Origin of the sequence: Streptomyces sp. NPDC048644 (genome assembly GCF_043199105.1) — a bacterium.
Lineage (GTDB): Bacteria > Actinomycetota > Actinomycetes > Streptomycetales > Streptomycetaceae > Streptomyces.
Genome location: NZ_JBICVO010000006.1, coordinates 283,179 through 300,553, shown reverse-complemented (window position 1 = coordinate 300,553; position 17,375 = coordinate 283,179). Strand labels below are relative to the sequence as shown.

Below are 17,375 nucleotides of genomic sequence, written 5' to 3'. Positions count from 1 at the left end.
CCGTTTGTCCACAGGCTGGGCCCGCCTGTAGCCAAAATGTGCTGGCGACCGAACAATCGGTAGGGACGGGGTCGCTCGGCCCGGCCTTGGCGATCCTGCCCATCCGTCGCCCGCCCCCACCCCATATGAGGCGCTTCGCGCCACCCCTTCGATTCGAGGAGGTGCTCGTCATGACGGTCCTTGAGCAGCCCGGCAGCAGCAGGAACAAGGGCGCCCTGCCCGGCCCTGCGCCCGCCTGGCGTCCGCGCGTCGATCCGGCGCCTCTCCTGCCGGACGCTGAACCCCATCGCGTCCTGGGGACGGACGCCGCCCGCAAGCTCGACCCCGCCCTGTTGACCAGGCTTTATGAACAGCTCGTACGCGGCCGGCGGTACAACACCCAGGCGACCGCCCTGACCCGGCAGGGCCGCCTGGCGGTCTACCCGTCGTCCACCGGCCAGGAAGCCTGCGAAGTGGCGGCGGCGCTCGTCCTGGAAGAGCAGGACTGGCTCTTTCCCAGCTACCGCGACACCCTCGCCGCCGTGGCCCGCGGCCTGGATCCGGTGCAGGCACTGACGCTCCTCAGGGGCGACTGGCACACCGGCTACGACCCCCGCGAGCGGCGGATCGCCCCCCTGTGCACCCCGCTCGCCACCCAGCTCCCGCACGCCGTGGGGCTGGCGCACGCCGCCCGCCTCAAGGGGGACGACGTGGTCGCGATGGCCATGGTCGGCGACGGCGGCACCAGCGAGGGCGACTTCCACGAAGCCCTGAACTTCGCCGCCGTCTGGCAGGCACCGGTCGTCTTCCTCGTCCAGAACAACGGATTCGCGATCTCCGTGCCGCTGGCCAAGCAGACCGCCGCGCCCTCGCTCGCCCACAAGGCGGTCGGCTACGGCATGCCGGGCCGCCTGGTGGACGGCAACGACGCAGCGGCCCTGCACGAAGTCCTCACCGAGGCCGTCGAACGGGCCCGCAACGGCGGCGGCCCGACCCTCGTCGAGGCCGTCACCTACCGCATCGAGGCGCACACCAACGCCGACGATGCCACGCGCTACCGCGCCGCATCCGAGGTCGAGGCATGGCGGGCACACGACCCGATAGCCCTCCTGGAGCGCGAGTTGGCCTCCCGCGACCTGCTGTCCGACGACTTCGTGGCCGCCACCAGGGACGGCGCCGAGGCGATGGCCGCCGACCTGCGGGAGCGGATGAACCAGGACCCGACCCTGGACCCGATGGACCTGTTCCCCCATGTCTACGCCGAGCAGTCCGGCCAACTGCGCGAACAGGCGGCACAGTTGCGTGCCGAGCTGGCCGCGGAGGCCGCCGGAACCGAAGCCGGCAACGAGCCCGCCCAGGAGGCCCGGCCATGACGACGACCGCACCGGCCACCGCGCGCAAGCCCGCCACCATGGCGCAGGCACTGACCCGCGCGCTGCACGACGCCATGGCGGACGACCCCGCCGTCCACGTCATGGGCGAGGACGTGGGCACCCTGGGCGGTGTCTTCCGCGTCACCGACGGCCTGGCCGAGAAGTTCGGCGAGGACCGGTGCAGCGACACCCCGCTGGCCGAGGCAGGCATCCTCGGCACGGCCGTCGGCATGGCCATGTACGGGCTGCGGCCGGTCGTCGAGATGCAGTTCGACGCCTTCGCCTACCCGGCGTTCGAGCAGCTGGTGAGCCACGTCGCCAAGATGCGCAACCGCACCCGCGGCGCCCTGCCGATGCCGCTGACCATCCGCATCCCGTACGGCGGCGGCATCGGCGGTGTCGAGCACCACAGCGACTCGTCCGAGGCGTACTACCTGGCGACCCCCGGGCTCCAGGTGGTCACCCCCGCCACGGTCGAGGACGCCTACGGCCTGCTGCGGGCCGCCATCGCCTCCGACGACCCGGTCGTCTTCCTCGAACCCAAGCGGCTCTACTGGTCGAAGTCCGACTGGTCGCCCGATGATCCCGAGCCGGTCGAGCCCCTGGGCCGTGCCGCGATACGCCGCCGCGGCGCGGACGCCACGCTGATCACCTACGGCCCCTCGCTGCCGGTCTGCATGGAAGCCGCGGAGGCGGCCCGTGCGGAGGGCTGGGATCTGGAAGTGGTCGACCTGCGGTCCCTGATGCCGTTCGACGACGAGACCGTCTGCGCGTCGGTACGGCGCACCGGCCGGGCCGTCGTCGTCCACGAAGCCCACGGATTCGGCGGCCCCGGTGGCGAGATCGCCGCCCGCATCACGGAGCGCTGCTTCCACCACCTGGAGGCGCCGGTGCTGCGGGTGGCGGGATTCGACATTCCGTATCCGCCGCCCATGCTGGAGAGGCATCATCTCCCTGGTGTGGACCGGATTCTCGATACGGTCGCCCGGCTCCAGTGGGAGTCGGACTGGATCGAAGGAAGGGGGGAGTGATGGCTGTGGTCCGTGAATTCACCCTGCCTGACCTGGGGGAGGGGCTCACCGAAGCCACCATCGTCCAGTGGATGGTCGAGGTCGGCGAGGTGGTGGCCGTGGATCAGCCGGTCGTCGAGGTCGAGACGGCCAAGGCGATGGTGGAGGTGCCCTGCCCGTACGGCGGCGTGGTCACCGCCCGCTTCGGCGACGAGGGCGCCGATCTCCCGGTCGGAGCACCCCTGTTGACCGTCGCCGTCGGTGCGTCCTCGGAGCCCGATGACGCGGAGCCGGCGCCCACCGCGCCGTCGGAAGCTTCCCCGGAGCCGCAGGCCGAGGGCTCGGGGAACGTGCTGGTCGGCTACGGAACCAGCGCATCCGCATCCCGCCGCCGTCGCGTCAGGCCGGGCCCCGGCACCACCAAGGCCAACGGCGGCGGCACGGGCCTCGCGGACGACGCCAGGACCGGGGCCGTGGCGGAGGTGCACGAGCGGGCCGAGACGTCCGGGCAGTGCCGCTCGGTGGCCGTCATCTCCCCGCTGGTGCGCCGCATGGCACGGGAACACGGCCTCGACCTGAGCGCACTGCACGGCAGCGGGCGGGACGGTCTGATCCTGCGAACGGATGTCGAGCGCGCGGTCCGGCAGCGGGAAGCGGCAGCCTCCGGAGCCACCGCGGGTCTCGTCGGCCCGGCCACCGTGACCGCGCCGCCCGCACCCGCAACGGCCCTCGGCACCCGCTCCGCCCCGGGGGCGGCACCCGAGCCCCCGGCCCCGGCGGAGGGCGAACGCATTCCGCTCCGGGGGATGCGCGGCGCTGCGGCCGAGAAGTTCAGCCGCAGCCGCCGGGAGATCCCGGACGCGACCTGCTGGGTGGACGCCGACGCCACCGAACTCCTCGCCGCCCGCAGGGCGATGAACACCCCGGGCGCCCCCAAGGTGTCACTGCTCGCGCTGCTGGCCCGGATCTGCACCGCGGCACTGGCGCGGTACCCCGAGCTGAACGCGACGATCGACACCGAGAGCCAGGAGATCGTCCGGCTGCCCGCGGTCCACCTCGGGTTCGCCGCGCAGACCGACCGGGGTCTGGTGGTGCCGGTGGTGCGGGACGCCCAGGCCCGCACGGTCGCGGGGCTCTCCGAAGAGATCGCCCGCCTCACCGACAGCGCACGCTCCGGCGGACTCTCCCTCGCCGACCTGACCCGCGGCACCTTCACCCTCAACAACTACGGCGTCTTCGGGGTGGACGGCTCCACACCGATCATCAACCACCCCGAAGCCGCGATGCTCGGCGTGGGCCGGATAGCCGCCAAACCCTGGGTGCACGAAGGCGAGTTGGCCGTCCGTCAGGTCGTCCAGCTCTCGTTCACCTTCGACCACCGGGTGTGCGACGGCGGCACGGCCGGCGGCTTCCTGAGGCATGTCGCCGACTGCGTGGAGCAGCCCGCGCTGCTGCTGCGCAACCTGTAGGCGGGCACGGGCGGCGGCCGGGATGCGCACCCGGGGCGCGCACCCCGGGGTGCGCCGGGAGCCGGTGGCGCCCGTGTGACGGGTGGCGTCCCGGCGCCGTCCGTGGCGCCGACCCGACCGTTGGTGTCCCGACCGTTGGCGTGCCGACCGTTGGTGTGCCGACCGTTGGCGTGCCGACCGGGTCCGTGATCCCGAAGGTGTCCGTGACGTCGGTGTGGCCGCCCGGATCCCGGCGATACTCAAGGGGTGAGCGACCACACCGACTACGACACCATCGTGCTGGCAGGCGGCGCGGCCAGGCGGCTCGGCGGGGCGGACAAACCCGCCCTGTCCGTCGGCGGTCGCCCGCTCCTGGACCGCGTACTCGACGCCTGCCAGGACGCCGCGACCACGGTCGTCGTCGGCCCCGCACGCCCGACCGCACGCGCCGTCGTCCGCGCCAGGGAGAACCCGCCGGGCGGCGGCCCGCTGGCGGCCCTGGACGCCGGACTGCGGCACACCACCGCGCCCTGGGTGCTGGTCCTCTCCGCCGACCTCCCCTTCCTGACGGCGGCGACCGTACGCACCCTCCTGGAGGTGGCGGCGGGCGAGCCGCCCTCGGGGACGGGGCCCGCTCCCGAGGGCGCCATGCTGCGCGACGCGGGCGGGCGCGACCAGCCACTGGTGGCCGCCTACCGGGCCGATGCGCTGCGCCGGGAGATGGACCTGCTGCGCACCGAACGCGGCACCCTGGCCGGCCTTCCGCTGCGCGCCGTGCTGTCCCGACTCGCGGTCGAACGGGTCCAGGACGCCACGGCCACGGCATCCTTCGACTGCGACACCTGGGAGGACATCAGCGCAGCTCGCGCGCGTATCAGGGAGCATGGCAACGTGTTGGACGAATGGATCACCGCAGTCAAGGCCGAACTGGGCATCACCCTCGATGTCGACACGACGGCGCTCCTGGACCTGGCCCGTGACGCGGCGCACGGCGTGGCCCGCCCGGCAGCGCCGCTGACGACGTTCCTGATCGGCTACGCGGCGGGCCGCCAGGACGGCGACGTGACGGCGCTGGCCGAGCGGGTCGCCGCACTGGCCAACCGCTGGGCCGCGGAAACCACGGACGACGGCGATGACGCCCCGTCCACCGGCGGCAGGCCCGCAGAGAAGCCCGCGGAATGACCGACGGGGAGTTCGACGACGCGTTCGCCGACGCACTGGCCCTGGCCAACGGCGACCGGGCGGCGGCGCGGGCCCCGCGGCCCGAGGGACGCACCGCTCCGGGGACGGCCGAAACCGCGTCCGACGCGGGCGGCACCGGCCCTGGAGAGGCCGAAGCCGCTCCGCACGCCGACCACACCGACCCGGTGGCCGGAGGCCCCGCGGCAGGCGGCGCACGCGGTGACGCGCCACCGGACGCGTGCTTCGGCTGGGACTTCTGGCCCGACGAGCCCCGGGGCGCGGACGCCGGTCAGCCCCAGGACACCGGCCGGAACGAGCGCCGGGGCACGGCCGGAAGCCGGGCCAGGAACCAGGCCACGGCCGCGGACCACGGCGCGGCGCACGAACCGGACTCCGGCACCGGCGCGGCACCCACACCCCGGGAGCCCGCTCCGAGCACCGCCACCACCGCGAAGCCGTTCGCCACCACGGCGCCGTCCACGACCGCGGAGCCGTCGGCCACCGCGGAGCCGCCCGTCACCGCAGACCGGCCCACCGCCCGCCTCGCGACCGACGCCCTCGACGCCCTCTGCCCCCCGCTCATCGCCGCCGACCCCGGCGGGCCTGCGGAGCCCGGCAGTCCCGGCGACCGCAAGGCCCCGGCGGCCCGCGGCGGGCACTCCGAGCCGCCCTCTCCCTGGCACGTGGCCCGGGAGATCGCCCGGAAAGCGGCCGAGGGCCCGCGTCCGCCCGGGACGACCGTGCCGGCCGACGCACTCGGCCGTACGCTCGCCGCGCCGCTCACCGCCCTGACCGACCTGCCCTCGTTCGACACCTCCGCGATGGACGGCTGGGCCGTCTCAGGCCCCGGCCCCTGGTTCCTCGACCAGGAGGCGGCCGGCGACCGCCCGTCCGGCACGTCGGCCCTCGGGACGCACCGCCCGCCCGCATCCCACGGCCTCCTCGCCGGTCATACCTCCGCCGCCGTACTCGCCGACGGGCACGCGGTGGCGATCGCCACCGGGGCGCGGGTACCGGCCGGGGCCACCGCCGTGCTGCGCAGCGAGCACGGTGAGGTGCGTGAACTGGCGGACGGGCGCGCCCGGTTGTTCTCCCCGTGGCCCGCGCCGCTGGGCCAGGACATCCGCCCGCGCGGCCAGGAGTGCCGTCGCGGCGATCAGTTGCTGCCGGCCGGTACGCCGGTGACCCCCGCGGTCCTCGGCCTGGCCGCAGCCGCCGGATACGACGAGCTGACGACGTTTCCGCGGCCCCGCGTCGAGGTCCTCGTCCTGGGCGATGAACTGCTCCGGCACGGCCTCCCCCAGGACGGCCGGATCCGGGACGCGCTCGGCCCGATGCTCGGCCCCTGGCTGCGGGCCCTGGGTGCCGACGTGGCCCCGCCCCGGCATCTCACCGACGACCTCGGCACGCTCCACGCGGCCGTATCCGCGTCCACCGCCGACCTGGTCATCACCACCGGCGGCACCGCGTCGGGCCCCGTCGACCACGTGCATCCCACGCTGCGCAGCCTGGGCGCCGAGGTGCTGGTGGACGGCGTGCAGGTGCGGCCCGGCCATCCCATGCTGCTGGCCAGGCTCGCCCCCGGCCGGCACCTCGTGGGGCTGCCGGGCAACCCCCTCGCCGCCGTCTCGGGCCTGTTGACCCTGGCCGAACCGCTGCTCGGAACACTCGCCGCGCGCCGCCCCTCGCTCCCGCACCGCGCGCCGCTCGACGACGCCGTACCGGGGCATCCGCACGACACCCGGCTGGTCCCGGTGCTCTACCGCGATGACGCACGCGGGCTGATGGCACAGCCGCTGCGCTTCCACGGGCCCGCCATGCTGCGCGGCATCGCGGCGGCCGACGCGCTCGCCGTCATCCCGCCCGGCGGCGCGAAACGCGGCACCGAGGTCGGCATCCTGGAATTTCCCTGGCCGGCCGACGGGACGGCGGGCGGCCCCGAGAGCGAGCTGACGGACCGGTCCGCGCCGGGCCCCGCGTACGGACCCGGTGCGCACCCCGGCCCCGCCGGTCCCGTACGCTCCACTGTTCCCGCACCCCCGACCGGAGGCGCCGCGTGAAGCTCCCCTCCCACGATGCCGCGGCGCGTGAGATCCCCGAGGACAACTCCCACCAGGTGATGCTGCCGCGCCGGACGCCGGTGGCGCCGATACGGCAGGTCGCCAGGCGGCTGCTGATGGCCCTGCTGGTCCTCGTCGCGACGGTCGTCATCGTCTGGATCGACCGCGACGAGTACCACGACAACGCCAACGGCTCGGTCGACCTGCTCGACTGCGTCTACTACGCCACCGTCACGCTCTCCACCACCGGCTACGGCGACATCGTCCCGTACGGCGACAGCGCACGGCTGCTGAACATCCTGCTCATCACGCCCCTGCGGGTGCTCTTCCTGATCATCCTGGTCGGCACCACACTGGAAGTGCTGACCGAGCGCACCCGCGAGCAGTGGCAACTGAAACGCTGGAGAAAAACCTTGCGTGACCACACCGTCGTCGTCGGCTACGGAACCAAGGGCCGTTCCGCGGTCCAGACCCTCTGCGCCACCGGCCTGACCCGCGACCGCATCGTGGTCGTCGACCCCAGCCCCAAGGTGATCGACTCGGCGGTCGCCGAGGGCTTCGTGGGCGTGATCGGCGACGCCACCCGCAGCGATGTGCTCGTACGGGCCGAGATCCAGCGCGCCCACCAGGTGGTCATCGCGACCCAGCGCGACGACACCGCCGTACTGGTCTCGCTGACCGCGCGTCAGCTGAACAAGAAGGCCAACATCGTGGCCGCGGTCCGCGAGGAGGAGAACGCGCCGCTGCTGCGGCAGTCCGGCGCGGATTCCGTGATCACCTCGGCCAGCGCGGCCGGACGCCTGCTGGGACTCTCCGTCCAGAGCCCCAGCGCCGGCACGGTGATGGAGGACCTGATCCAGCAGGGCAGCGGCCTCGATCTGATCGAGCGTCCGGTGGTGAAGGCCGAGGTCGGCAAGTCCGTACGCGAGACGGGCGACCTGGTCGTCTCCGTCCTGCGCGGCCACCGGCTCCTCGGCTACGACGACCCGGCGGCCAGCCCGCTCCAGGCCGCCGACCGGCTGATCACGATCGTCCGCGCGGTCCCGGACGACCCGGACCTGGCGGGCAGGAGCAGCCGCACCGGCAAGTCGCCGCTGCCCGGCTCCGGGGTCTCGCCGATGCGCCGGGCGGACGACTGAGCACGGACGCAAGGACGGTCTGCGGCCTGCCCACACGGGGCGGGGCCGCGCGGCCCCGTGCTGTCGCCCCTGGCACCACCGGCGAGTAGCCTCGCGGCCATGCGAGCGATCACCATTCCCGAACCCGGCGGCCCCGAAGCCCTCGTCTGGGCCGACGTGCCGGATCCGCAGCCCGCCGAAGGCGAGGTCCTGATCGAGGTCGTGGCCAGCGCGGTCAACCGCGCTGATCTGCTGCAACGTCAGGGCTTCTACGATCCGCCGCCCGGCTCGTCCCCCTACCCCGGCCTCGAATGCGCCGGACGGATCGCGGCGCTCGGGCCCGGCGTGCACGGCTGGTCCGTCGGCGACGAGGTGTGCGCCCTGCTGGTCGGCGGCGGGTACGCGGAGAAGGTCGCCGTCCCGGCGGGACAGGTGCTGCCGCTGCCGCAGGGCCTCGACATGGTGTCGGCCGCCGCGCTGCCCGAAGTCGCCTGCACGGTCTGGTCGAACGTCTTCATGATCGCGCATCTGCGCCCCGGCGAGACCCTGTTGGTACACGGCGGGTCCAGCGGCATCGGCACCATGGCGATCCAGCTGGCCAAGGCCGTCGGCGCGCGCGTCGCGGTCACCGCGGGCGGCGCCGAAAAGCTGGCGCGGTGCGCGGAGTTGGGCGCCGACATCCTCATCGACTACCGCGAACAGGACTTCGTCGAGGAGATCCGCCGGGCCACCGACGGCAAGGGCGCGGACGTCATCCTCGACATCATCGGCGCGAAGTACCTGGAACGGAACGTCAAGGCGCTGGCGGTCAGCGGGCGGCTCGCCATCATCGGCATGCAGGGCGGGATCAAGGCGGAGCTGAACATCGGCACCCTGCTCTCCAAGCGTGCCGCGATCACCGCGGCCGGCCTGCGCGCCCGCCCGCTGGGCGAGAAGGCCGCCATCGTCGCGGCCGTACGCGAACACATCTGGCCGCTGATCGCCAACGGCCAGGTCCGCCCGATCATCGACCGCACGATCCCGATGGACCAGGCCGCTGAGGCGCACCGCGTCGTCGACGCGAGCACCCACGTCGGCAAGGTCGTCCTGACGACGGGCTGAGCACGACCGGACGGGCCGGCCACCGCGGGACGATGGCCGGCCCGCCGCTTGCCCGCACCCCGGCCCGCCTTCGCAGGGCCCGCGTTCCCCTCCCCGCCCGTCACCTGAGCGACATCTCCAAGATGCCGCGAACCGGGTGCCGTGTGACGCTGAGCACGTCACTCGACGGCTCGGCACGGGAGGGGCACGACCGTGGCTCCACGATTCCGTACGCGCTTTGCCACCGGCCTGCTGGTGTTGTCCGCCGCGCTGCCCGTCCCGGCGGCGGCCCTCGTCGCGATGGCGTCACCGGCGGGCGCCGCCCCCACCGACCGCAGCTTCCTGCGTGCGGCCCGCGCCGCCGACACCGCTCCGCCGCGTCTGCGGCTCACGGGCGGCGGCGCGACCCACCGTCACCGTCACGACGGCCCGGCATCCGACAGTCACCTGCCGGAAGCCTTCGCCGGTCTCGCCGAGCTGCCGGACGCCTTCCTCGGGCTCCTGGACGAGCCGCGGCACCCGCACGGCCGGTACGCCGATGACACCCCGTGGTCCCATGTCCCGCCGCACGGCCCGCCCGCCGTCACCCCGCCCCCGGCGGATTCCGTACCGGGCGACGCCGGCCGGGACGCGAACGGACCGCCTGCGAACGGTGCCTTCCCGCCCGGGGGATGGCCGGACCCGGCGGACGCGCCCGCCGAGGCCGGCGGTCCCGGCGCCCCCGCCGGGCCGATCCCGTCCGGCCCGCCCCGGCACGCGGCAGACCCTGACGCCGGCCGTCCCGCCCCCGGAGCCGAAAGGCCGGGCAAGGGCACCCCGTCCGGCAAGGCGAAGCCGCCCCGCCCCGCCGCCTCGCCTTCGGCCTCCCCCAGCTCCGCCGTCTCGCCGAGCCGGCCGTCGCACCGGCGGGGCACCGGGACGTCGAGCCGTCCGCCCCGCTGGGACGAGCCGACGGCAGCCGTCGGCAGCGAGGGCCGGCGCAGTTCGGAGCCGGCGGCGGTGGAGGCCGAATCGCCCACCGCGGGCGGGCCGTACACCTTCAACGGTTCGACGGCCCGGGTCGAGCGGGTGCTGCCGATGGGAGCCGGACTGGCCCTCACCGGCCTCGGCCTGGCCTTCCTCGCCCTGCGGCTGCGCCGGTACTGATCTCCGGCCGGGAGACGTGCACGGCATGCCGCAGTGCCGGTTTCACGTGAAACCCGAATGGCGGACACGGTCGGCCCCGCCGGTTTCACGTGAAACCTCGCGGCCCCGAAGCGAGGGACGGCCGCCTCCCGCCTCCGGCCGCCCCTCGCTACCGCAGGTCACCAGAGGTGGACGGAGCGGCCCGGGGTTCGCGGAGGGTGGATCACGGTGTGGTGGGGGCACCCTCGTGGAAGGTCGCGTGTACGAGAGAATGGCGGCATGGATATGCCGATGAACGAACGGTCGCAGGAGAGTCCGCACGTCCTGGTTGTCGGCCCGGACGGCATGGCGCTCGGCAGCGCCGGCTCCGGCGGCGGGGACGGCGACGAAGAGCCCCGGGAGATGCCGGTGACGGACATGGTCGAGCAGCCGGCGAAGGTCATGCGGATCGGCAGCATGATCAAGCAGTTGCTGGAGGAAGTGAAGGCCGCTCCGCTGGACGAAGCGAGCCGGGTCCGCCTGAAGGAGATCCACTCCAGCTCGGTCAAGGAGCTGGAGGACGGGCTGGCGCCCGAACTGGTCGAGGAACTGGAGCGGTTGTCGCTGCCGTTCACCGACGAATCGGTGCCCACCGACGCGGAACTGCGCATCGCGCAGGCCCAGTTGGTCGGTTGGCTGGAGGGCCTGTTCCACGGCATCCAGACCGCGCTGTTCGCGCAACAGATGGCCGCCCGCGCCCAGTTGGAGACGATGCGCCGGGCACTGCCGCCCGGTGCCGCAGCGGCGGAGGACGGCGAGGATCACCTCGGCGGTCACGGCGCCACCCGCTCCGGCCCGTATCTCTGACCGTCCGGCTCGCCGGTGTTCTTTCACCGGGCGAGGCAGGGAACGCAGAGAGGGGCCCGGCACGCGGAATGCGTGCCGGGCCCCTCGCTATGTGCGGTCCCGGGTCAGTTGCTGCGCCCCGTCGAGACGGTGAGCTCGATGGGTTCGCCGCTGTCCGGATCCCACCGGTCGAGGCCGGTCGGCGACTGCTTCGTGACGGTGTTCTTCCCCCAGAGCGAGTCGTTCTCTTCCTTGACGGTGTACTTCCAGCCCGCCGCGTCCATGCACTCCTTCACCGACTCCAGGTTCCGGTAGATGAAGGACGGGAAATAGATCTTCTTCTTCTCGCCGTAGGGGTGGGAGGCATTGGTGCACCTGTCGGTCGTCACCGTCGAGTTCTTGTCCTCCGGTCGGGTGCTCACCGTGGGGGACGAGTACGGCGTGTACGTCGACGTGGGGCTGCTGCCGCTGCCCTTGTTGTCGCCGGATCCGGCGCTCAGCCCGATGCCGATCGCGATGGCGGTCACCACGACGACGCCGACGATCGCCGAGACGACGATCACCGGGGTGTTGTTCTTCCGCGGTCGCGGGCCGCCGCCGACCGGCATCGGAGGCGCCACGGGCGGCGGTGTGAACGGCGCCGGAGCCGGGGCGGGGGTCGGGAAACCGCCGGCGTTGTACGGCGCGGGGCCCGGCACCGGGGTCGGGAAGGCGTTGTTCACCGGCGGCGGGGTGGAGGGTCCGAAGCCCCCGCTCTGCGGCGGCTGGTACGGCTGCTGCACGTTCGGCGGCGCCGGGGTGTGCGGAGCGTTGCCGGTCGCCGTGGGGAACACCGCGGAGGAGACCGACGCACCGCTCGTGCGTGCCCGCGGGCCCTCACTGATGATCAGCGGTGTCCCGCCGGACTGCGCGGTTCCAGCGATGCGCAGGCACTCGTCCTGCATCGCCTCGGCGGTGGGAAAACGCTCGTTGGGGTTCTTCTTCAGCGCACGGGCGACCAGCGCGTCCACCGCGGGCGGCACCGACTGGTTGATGCTCGACGGAACCGGCGGCTCCTCCTGCACGTGCGCGTACGCGATCGCGAGCGGGGAGTCCGCGTCGAACGGCAGCTGTCCGGTCAGCAGCTCGAAGAGCATGATGCCGACGGAGTAGAGGTCGGAGCGGGCGTCCACGGCACGGCCCAGTGCCTGCTCGGGCGAGAGGTACTGCGGGGTGCCGACGACCATGCCGGTCTGCGTCATCGACGTCACACCGGACTGCATGGCGCGGGCGATACCGAAGTCCATGACCTTGACGACGTTGCGCTTGGTCATCATGACGTTGCCCGGCTTGATGTCCCGGTGGACCAGGCCCATCTCATGGCTCGCTTCGAGCGCGGCGAGCACATCCGCGGTGATTTTCAGTGCTTTTCCGGTCGGCATCGCGCCGTGCTGCGCAATGTCGTTGTCCAGTTCGGAGCGGAGCGGCTGTCCTGAGACGTACTCCATGATGATGTACGGCACCATGCCGCCGTCGATTTCGTCCTCGCCGGAATCGAAAACCGAGACGATATTGGTGTGCGTCAGCTTGGCGACGGACTGCGCCTCACGCCGGAATCGCTCACGAAATGCCTGCTCACGACCCAGTTCCGTGTGCAGGGTCTTGATCGCCACCTCGCGGTCGAGCACGCTGTCGTAGGCGAGGTGCACGGATGCCATACCGCCGGCGCCGAGAAGATCACGAAGCTGGTAACGTCCTCCGCCGACCGCCCGGCCATCGAATTGGCCCTGAGCGCCGTCCTGGCTCATCGTTCCGCTTCCCCCTCGGCGCACTGCCTGCATGTATGGCGATCAAAATCCATGATTTCGCTGCCAAGTCTGCCGTAGGCCGGGGACACGTCAAGCTGTGTGCCCGTTCCGTGACCAGATGTGCAAGATCCGGTTACGGCCGGGAACGGACGAGGGCTTCGATTACCCGCGGTCAACTTGCGACACTTGGTATCCGGAAGGTTTGATGGCCGGTCCTCCACGGACCGGCGGGTGCCGCGGAGCCTGTAGCGTGCTCCAACAGGGCGGGCGCAGTTTCGCCAGACCCTGGCGAGGACCGAGACCTTACCGCTCACGCGGATCGATTCGACGGCGAGGACCGATGGCACCGACGCAGAGCCCCCAGGGCCCGTCCGATCCTGACGCCACCGGCTCCAATATCCCCGACGTACCGGAGATGTGGGGCAACGGCGGGCTGGTCGGCGACGGCCGCTACCGGCTCACGCACCGGCTCGGCCGCGGCGGCATGGCGGAGGTGTTCGCCGCCGAGGACGTACGGCTCGGCCGTACCGTCGCCGTGAAGCTGCTGCGCGCCGACCTCGCCGAGGACCCGGTGTCCAAGGCCCGCTTCACTCGCGAGGCACAGTCCGTGGCCGGCCTGAACCACCACGCGGTGGTCGCGGTCTACGACTCGGGCGAGGACTTCGTCGGCGGCAACACCGTGCCGTACATCGTGATGGAGCTGGTCGAGGGCCGGACCATCCGTGACCTGCTGCTGAACGCCGACGCACCGCCGCCGGACCAGGCGCTGATCATCGTCTCCGGTGTGCTGGAGGCGCTGGCCTACAGCCATCAGCACGGCATCGTGCACCGTGACATCAAGCCCGCGAACGTGATCATCACGAACAGCGGCGCCGTCAAGGTCATGGACTTCGGCATCGCCCGCGCGCTGCACGGCGCCCAGTCCACGATGACCCAGACCGGCATGGTCATGGGTACCCCGCAGTACCTCTCCCCTGAGCAGGCGCTCGGCAAGACCGTCGACACCCGCTCCGACCTCTACGCCACCGGCTGTCTGCTGTACGAACTGCTCGCGCTGCGACCGCCGTTCACCGGCGAGACGCCGCTCTCGGTCGTCTACCAGCACGTCCAGGACATGCCCGTCCCGCCGTCCGAGGTCGCCGACGCGGTGCCGCCGGAGCTGGACGGCCTGGTCATGCGCTCGCTGGCCAAGGACCCCGACGACCGTTTCCAGACCGCGGAGGAGATGCGCGGCCTGGTCCAGTACTCGCTGCAGATGCTGCACGAGCAGGGCGGCCACACCGGCACCTGGAACACCGGCCCGGTCGCCGTGCACGAGGGCGGCACCCCCGCGATGGGCACCGCGGCCACCACCGCGATGCCGCGCTCGGACGCCGGCCCCACCGCGGCCAACCCGATCCTGCCGCCCGGCATGCACGCGGACGACGGCGCCTTCGAGGGCGGCCACCGCTCCGCGAAGAGCGGACGCGGCAAGATCTGGCTGATCGCGGCGCTCGCGGTGATCGCCATCGCCGTCGGCGTGGCCTTCGCGCTGCAGAACAGCGGCAACGGCGGCGGCACGTCCCCCGACCCCACCAAGTCGCCCTCCGCCTCGTCCTCGACGGAGGAGGAGACCACCGAGCCGCCGAGCGACGAGCCGACGGACGAGACCACCGAACCCGGCGGGGCCGGCGGCTACACCCAGCCGCAGCCCGAGACCACCCCGCCGCCCGAGACCCCCACCACACCCCAGACCCCCTCCAGCCCGGTGGAGACCCCGACGATCACGCCCCCGACCAGCACGACGGGCGGCACCACCGACGGTGGGACGACGGACGGCGGCACCACTGACGGCGGGACGACGGACGGTGGGACGACCGACGGCGGCACCACCGACGGCGGGACGACGGACGGCGGGGCCACCGACGGGGGCTCCACCACGGGTACGGACGCCGGCGCGGTGGCCGGGGCGGGCGGCTGAGCCGTCCCGCGGCTCACCCGGTGAACGCGTCCCGTACCGCCTCGTATTCGCGCGTCCACCACACGGCCAGCGCGGAGGCGGCGGGGAACTGCGGATCGGTGCGCCGGTCGCCCAGCCGGTAGCGCCAGGTGAGCATCCAGAAGTCGTTCAGCCGCTCCCACCACACCCGGTGGACGGCCGCGGCCAGCTCTCCGGCATCCGCGCCGCGCGCGCTGCGGTAGGCGCCCGCGTACGCCGCGACCTTCGCCAGGTCCAGCGTCCCGCCGGGACGCACGAAGAAGATCGCCGCGGCGCGTACCGCTTCCTCCGCGCGGGGCTGCACGCTCAGCCGGTCCCAGTCCACGATCGCGGCGGGTTCGGCGTCCCGGTAGAGGACGTTCAGCGGGTGGAAGTCGCCGTGCACCCAGCCGGTGGCGGCTGCGGCGGGGTCCGCGGGACGCCGGTGGGCATGGCGCGCCAGCAGCGTCCGGCGCTCCCGCAGCCGGTGTTCGGCCAGTTCGTCGAAGCTGGTGCGCGGGCGGGTGCCGCGGGCCATGGCCAGCAGTTCGTCGATCATTTCGAAGGTCCGCGCGGGCTCCGCGCTGCGCTGCGGACGCGGCGTGCGCCGTGGTGCGGAGCCGGTCTGTATGACCTGTTCCAGGGCGGTGTGGACGAGGCCGAGCAGCGCTCCGAGGTGCCGGGACTGGCCGGGGCTGAGCGCGGCGCCGCCGAGGTGTTCGCCCTCGACCCACGGATGCAGGGCGTAGCAGCGGCCGTCCAGGACGGTGACCGTGCGGCCGTCGGCGCGGGCGCGCGGCGGGGCGACGGGCAGACCGAGCGCGGCGAGCCTGCGGGTGGCGCGGTGTTGGCGCGCGATGCCGGTGCGGTCGCCGTCGAGGTGGTGCTTGAGGAAGAACCGGCCGTGGGTGGTGACCAGGACGTATCCGTAGTTGAGCAGCCCCTCGGCGACGGGTTCGCAGGAGAGCGGCTCCCCTGCGTCGACGTAGTGGTGCAGTAACGAGTCGAGGGTGGGTCCGTCGGGCGCGACCGCCGTTCGGACTACAGATGAGCGCAGCACGCGCCAGATGTTAGATCACTGGCCAGGGGCTAGTGGGCGTATCGGAAGACCGGTACGTCCGCCAGGTGGTGCATCGTCATGAATTCCGGCTCGATGCGCAGGAACACCGGGTCGAACGGCACGCCGTCGGCCAGCCGCGGGGTGCGGCCGAAGCGCTCGCGTTCGGCCGGCGCGGGCTCGATGACCTTGGCGGTGCCGGTGCACTGCACGGACCAGGCGTCGCAGGCGCCACTGTCGACATTGTCCGCCTCGTACGTGACGACGCTGCCGTCCAGCGCGTGGTGGTAGCCGTAACCGCGGTGCAGCCGCAGGATCAGCCGGCCGTCGGTGACGAGATGCCGGGTGACGGTGGTGAAGGGCAGCGCCCGCCGACTGGCCGACACCCGTCCGTACGGGGTGCGGCTGAGCAGTTCGATCGCGTGGTGGTCGTCGGTGGGCATGCTGCCAGCGTGCCCATGGCAATCGGCCGTCAGTAGAGGCAGCAGCCCCGAGAATCCGGGACGTTGGTCCCGATTGGCGCGCCGGAACCCGGGACGGCGGGCCGGGGGTGCCGGCGGCGCCGTTCCGGCGGGGATCAGCGGCGCTCGGCCTGCATCCGGGCGACGTAGGCGGCGGCCTGGGAGCGGCGGGCCATGCCGAGCTTGGAGAGCAGGCTGGAGACGTAATTCTTGATCGTCTTCTCGGCGAGGTGAAGCCGTTCGCCGATGGCGCGGTTGGTCAGGCCCTCGCCGATCAGGTCGAGGATCTTGCGCTCCTGGTCGGTGAGGCTCGCCAGCTTGTCGTCACCCTTGTCGGCGCCGCCGCGCAGCCGTTCGAGAACCCGGGCGGTGGCCACGGGGTCGAGCAGTGACTTTCCGGCCGCGACGTCACGGACGGCGGCCAGCAGCTCATTGCCGCGGATGGCCTTGAGGACATATCCGGCCGCACCGGCCATGATCGCATCGAAAAGGGCCTCGTCGTCCGCGAACGAGGTGAGCATCAGGCAGGCGATGTCCTCGTTCTGCGCCCGGATCTCGCGGCAGACCTCGACGCCGCTGCCGTCCGGTAGCCGGACATCGAGTACGGCGACGTCCGGACGCGTCGCCGGGATCCTGACCAGGGCATCTGCGGCGGTGCCTGCTTCACCGACCACTTCGATGTCATCCTCGACCGCCAGCATTTCGTGGACGCCCCGCCGCACCACTTCGTGATCATCGAGCAGGAATACCGTGATTTTTCCGTCTTCGCGCACGGCCCCAGTCTCACACACCGACTCTTCCCGTGCTCCAGGTCACCGATATAACGTGCCGTTGTCCCGGCGGCCTGCAACGCTGTGACCAGGAGTTGTTCCCAGCCTTGGCGATTTTACTTGGAAATCCAAGCAAAATCGCA

14 protein-coding genes are annotated in these 17,375 nt (G+C 72.7%); 10 read left to right on the top strand and 4 right to left on the bottom strand.

Annotated features, from left to right (window positions below; all coding sequences use genetic code 11):
- The first annotated feature begins 170 nt into the window (after positions 1–170).
- From pdhA to ACGFNI_RS16375, 9 genes are all read left to right on the top strand, one after another.
- Positions 171–1,352 carry a pyruvate dehydrogenase (acetyl-transferring) E1 component subunit alpha gene (gene pdhA, locus ACGFNI_RS16415; protein ID WP_393684310.1) on the top strand — a complete coding sequence of 394 codons (1,182 nt, stop codon included), beginning with the start codon at positions 171–173 and terminating at the stop codon, positions 1,350–1,352.
- Positions 1,349–2,383 carry an alpha-ketoacid dehydrogenase subunit beta gene (locus ACGFNI_RS16410; RefSeq protein ID WP_393684309.1) on the top strand — a complete coding sequence of 345 codons (1,035 nt, stop codon included), beginning with the start codon at positions 1,349–1,351 and terminating at the stop codon, positions 2,381–2,383. The genes pdhA and ACGFNI_RS16410 overlap by 4 nt, the downstream gene beginning before the upstream one ends.
- Positions 2,383–3,831 carry a dihydrolipoamide acetyltransferase family protein gene (locus ACGFNI_RS16405; protein WP_393684307.1) on the top strand — a complete coding sequence of 483 codons (1,449 nt, stop codon included), beginning with the start codon at positions 2,383–2,385 and terminating at the stop codon, positions 3,829–3,831. Before ACGFNI_RS16410 ends, ACGFNI_RS16405 begins: the two co-directional genes overlap by 1 nt.
- Before the next feature lie 246 nt (positions 3,832–4,077).
- On the top strand, positions 4,078–4,992 hold the full coding sequence (locus ACGFNI_RS16400; protein ID WP_393684305.1) for an NTP transferase domain-containing protein: 915 nt from the start codon (positions 4,078–4,080) through the stop codon (positions 4,990–4,992).
- A 581-nt stretch (positions 4,993–5,573) separates the two neighbouring features.
- A complete protein-coding gene (locus ACGFNI_RS16395) occupies positions 5,574–7,052 on the top strand; it encodes a molybdopterin molybdotransferase MoeA (protein ID WP_393684650.1) in 1,479 nt (492 codons plus the stop codon).
- Positions 7,049–8,191 (top strand): potassium channel family protein, encoded by a 1,143-nt coding sequence (locus tag ACGFNI_RS16390; RefSeq protein ID WP_393684304.1) that lies wholly within the window; start codon positions 7,049–7,051, stop codon positions 8,189–8,191. Before ACGFNI_RS16395 ends, ACGFNI_RS16390 begins: the two co-directional genes overlap by 4 nt.
- Positions 8,192–8,290: 99 nt before the next feature.
- The gene (locus ACGFNI_RS16385) at positions 8,291–9,271 is read left to right on the top strand and encodes an NAD(P)H-quinone oxidoreductase (protein ID WP_393684302.1); all 981 of its coding nucleotides are present in this window, start codon (positions 8,291–8,293) and stop codon (positions 9,269–9,271) included.
- A 192-nt stretch (positions 9,272–9,463) separates the two neighbouring features.
- The gene (locus ACGFNI_RS16380; RefSeq protein ID WP_393684300.1) at positions 9,464–10,396 is read left to right on the top strand and encodes a hypothetical protein; all 933 of its coding nucleotides are present in this window, start codon (positions 9,464–9,466) and stop codon (positions 10,394–10,396) included.
- A 258-nt stretch (positions 10,397–10,654) separates the two neighbouring features.
- A complete protein-coding gene (locus ACGFNI_RS16375) occupies positions 10,655–11,221 on the top strand; it encodes a bacterial proteasome activator family protein (protein WP_393684298.1) in 567 nt (188 codons plus the stop codon).
- Positions 11,222–11,325: 104 nt separating this feature from the next.
- On the opposite strand, the gene ACGFNI_RS16370 is transcribed toward ACGFNI_RS16375, so the two are convergent.
- Positions 11,326–12,987: a protein kinase gene (locus ACGFNI_RS16370; RefSeq protein WP_393684296.1), complete on the bottom strand. Its 1,662-nt coding sequence runs from the start codon at positions 12,985–12,987 to the stop codon at positions 11,326–11,328.
- A gap of 340 nt (positions 12,988–13,327) precedes the next feature.
- Here ACGFNI_RS16370 and ACGFNI_RS16365 point away from each other — a divergent pair, with 340 nt between their 5' ends.
- Complete coding sequence (locus ACGFNI_RS16365) at positions 13,328–14,947, top strand: protein kinase (protein ID WP_393684294.1); 1,620 nt, start codon at positions 13,328–13,330, stop codon at positions 14,945–14,947.
- 13 nt (positions 14,948–14,960) lie between these two features.
- Here the strand turns inward: ACGFNI_RS16365 and ACGFNI_RS16360 are convergent, their stop codons facing one another.
- The 3 genes from ACGFNI_RS16360 to ACGFNI_RS16350 form a co-directional block, all read right to left on the bottom strand.
- On the bottom strand, positions 14,961–16,004 hold the full coding sequence (locus tag ACGFNI_RS16360; protein ID WP_393684292.1) for a phosphotransferase: 1,044 nt from the start codon (positions 16,002–16,004) through the stop codon (positions 14,961–14,963).
- Positions 16,005–16,033: 29 nt separating this feature from the next.
- On the bottom strand, positions 16,034–16,444 hold the full coding sequence (locus tag ACGFNI_RS16355; protein ID WP_393684290.1) for a pyridoxamine 5'-phosphate oxidase family protein: 411 nt from the start codon (positions 16,442–16,444) through the stop codon (positions 16,034–16,036).
- 134 nt (positions 16,445–16,578) lie between these two features.
- The gene (locus tag ACGFNI_RS16350; protein WP_393684288.1) at positions 16,579–17,235 is read right to left on the bottom strand and encodes a response regulator; all 657 of its coding nucleotides are present in this window, start codon (positions 17,233–17,235) and stop codon (positions 16,579–16,581) included.
- Positions 17,236–17,375: the final 140 nt, after the last annotated feature.